Genomic DNA, 2,474 nt, shown 5'->3' with positions numbered 1-2,474 from the left:
TTACGTTAAATATCCGACTTAGCATCTCAAAACGCCAATCTGACGCTCTCAAAGCGCTCTAGGAGCGTTTTTAAGCACTTACCCTTACCTACTTAGCCAGAAATCGGGTTGTAAGTTTGTGACGGTTTTAGGGCGATTTACAGGGCAAAACTGGCGCTGTTCATTTGAAGCTCAAATCACACTCAAAGCCTCGTTTTAATGAGATTTACTCTTCTGAGATCTCTCGAATGGACGATCCAATCACACGAGCACTCTTTTCAATCAATCCCCTCTGATGACGAACAGAACGCTGTGGACACTTCATCGTTCTGAGTTCTAAAGAACCATTCCTTTCAACCAACAGACACAGCTCTACGTTTTGCTCTTGATGTTCTGACATAAGAATTCCTACCCCTGGGAAAACCTCAATGTACCGAAGTGGTAGATGCAATCAACACAAGGATTTTAAAAATGAGTGAGTAGGGTAATAGCACTAGGGTTAAGGGAGCGTAGCGTCCCTTACAAGGCACAGATGCCCGAAGTTCGAGGCACGAGAATGTAGGGCACTCTGTGTAGCCTTGCTTATGCAGTTAACAAAAAAGATAGGAAGACGGAAAAAGAAATGCAAATGAGGTTAAGAGGGGCGCATGGGCATCATTGCATACGTATTGCTCATTCATGGGGTGTTGGAATCAATACACATACACATCAATCTGATTACGCATTCCTGTTGTGACAACATAACGGCTGATGGTGGTCAATTTGTCTCATTAAGCGTGATGTGAGTAGCGTTTTTTAATTTTATTTTCGATAGAAAATAGCAAATAAACGCAGTTTATTTGTTTATCTTTCTTCTTTCTCTTTCTCTTTCATTGGTTTCAAAGCATTGATTTTAAACGGTTAATAGAATTAACTAACTAGAAAATAGAGGCTTTCTAACTAGAAAATAGAGGCTTTCTAACTAGAAAATAGAGGGTAACTAACTAGAAAAATGAGGTGGATAACTTTTAAAATTTGCCTGAAAATGACTAGAGATTTTATTTTCAAGGACTTTATGTGGATAACTTAACGGTGGTTCATTCCAACGAACTTATTGAAGCAAGTTATAATCTCTCGCTTGATGAAGTGAGATTGATCAGTTTTGTGGCAAGTAAAATCGATAGCCGCAAGCCCAATATTGGCGAAATTAAGATCTACCCTAATCAATTTGCTGAGGCTTTCGGGTTAGACTCGCACAATATGCACCGCCATTTAATCCATGCCATTAAATCCCTTGCCAATAAATCCGTGACCATGCGTTATGACGAGCATAACAACATGGTATTGCCGTGGTTGAGTGTCGGTATTTACGCGCGCCAACCTAATGAAAATAGCCATGTTATTGTCGAGTTTAGCCAACGCATTGAACCTTACCTTTTCGAGCTAAAAGAGCGCTTTACCGCCATCAATTTTGAATATGCCGTTCGTCTAAACACCCCCTTTTCTTTCCGCCTTTACCAGTGGCTTATCAAAGCAAAAAACCTGAATAAAAATAAGCAAGGTGAAGCGGTAGTAGTGGAGCTTGAAATAGATTGGATGAAAACCCAAGCAGGATTAAACGGTGATTATGAGCGTTGGGGTAACTTTAATGATTGGGTACTAAAGCCTGCTATCGAAAAGATCAACCGAAACACTGACATTTCTGTCACTTGGCAGCCTATCCGTACCGGCAAAAAGATCACCGCGGTGCGCTTTATCTATGCGTTAGAAAAAACAACTCAAAGCAAACCCGCTCGCCCACGCCTCCACCGCCGCCCCAAAGTCAAAGCTGGCAGCCATGAAGAAGGCGTGTGGATGCGCAAGAACTTGGCGTTATTGCTCGATTATGAAGCCAAATTGAAAGCGTATGATGCCGAAGCTAAGCTGAACTTACCGGATCTGAGAAAGATGGCTGAGTATGCCGCTATCGCAGAGCCGGAGCTACAGCAGCGATTGAAGAAAGAAATCGAAGAAAGAACAACAAAGAAAGCCGCTTAATTGCGGCTTTCTTTGTTGTTGGTGTTCGGTTCGCACAAAGTGCCGTTATGGTAAATGAGCACTTAACACAACGAGATTTATGCTCAATTCAGCACGGAATTCAACTTTATTTATATTCACAGTAAGAATAAAATCCCCAAAAAAATGAGATACTGCTTCTAAGTAAGGATACAAATGATATTTGCTTATACATGTCCTAAATGCAAAAAAGAGCGAGCTATTGCCCGAATAAAAAGAACATTTCCTGAAAGGGCTTTTTTCAAAAGAAAGCAAACAAAATGCCAGTGCCAACACTGTCAGCATGTTTTCTTCATCAATTGTTCGGCATGAATACCCCTTCCGAACAATTGATGAAATTAATGATGAAATTAAGCCAAACAATTTTGGTGCCGCTTATTCCTTTTACGTTAAATATCCGACTTAGCATCTCAAAACGCCAATCTGACGCTCTCAAAGCGCTCTAGGAGCGTTTTTAAGCA

General features: G+C 40.9%; 2 protein-coding genes. One reads left to right on the top strand and one right to left on the bottom strand.

What is annotated here, in order from left to right; all coding sequences use genetic code 11:
* Window positions 1-205: 205 nt before the first annotated feature.
* Window positions 206-379: a hypothetical protein gene (locus R8N49_RS24370; protein ID WP_193295811.1), complete on the bottom strand. Its 174-nt coding sequence runs from the start codon at window positions 377-379 to the stop codon at window positions 206-208.
* Window positions 380-1,035: 656 nt separating this feature from the next.
* Between R8N49_RS24370 and R8N49_RS24365 the strand changes: the two genes are divergently transcribed.
* Window positions 1,036-1,995, top strand: a complete 960-nt coding sequence (locus tag R8N49_RS24365; RefSeq protein WP_213968138.1) for a replication initiation protein — start codon at window positions 1,036-1,038, stop codon at window positions 1,993-1,995.
* Window positions 1,996-2,474 lie beyond the last annotated feature (479 nt).

The organism is Vibrio sp. 1978, assembly GCF_033344345.1.
The sequence above is the reverse complement of the archived record's forward strand: the minus strand, read 5'-3'. Positions and strand labels throughout refer to the sequence as shown.

Bases quoted from the DNA above. Each gene is read 5' to 3' on its own strand.
- R8N49_RS24370 (WP_193295811.1), bottom strand. From the start codon at position 379: ATGTCAGAACATCAAGAGCAAAACGTAGAGCTGTGTCTGTTGGTTGAA.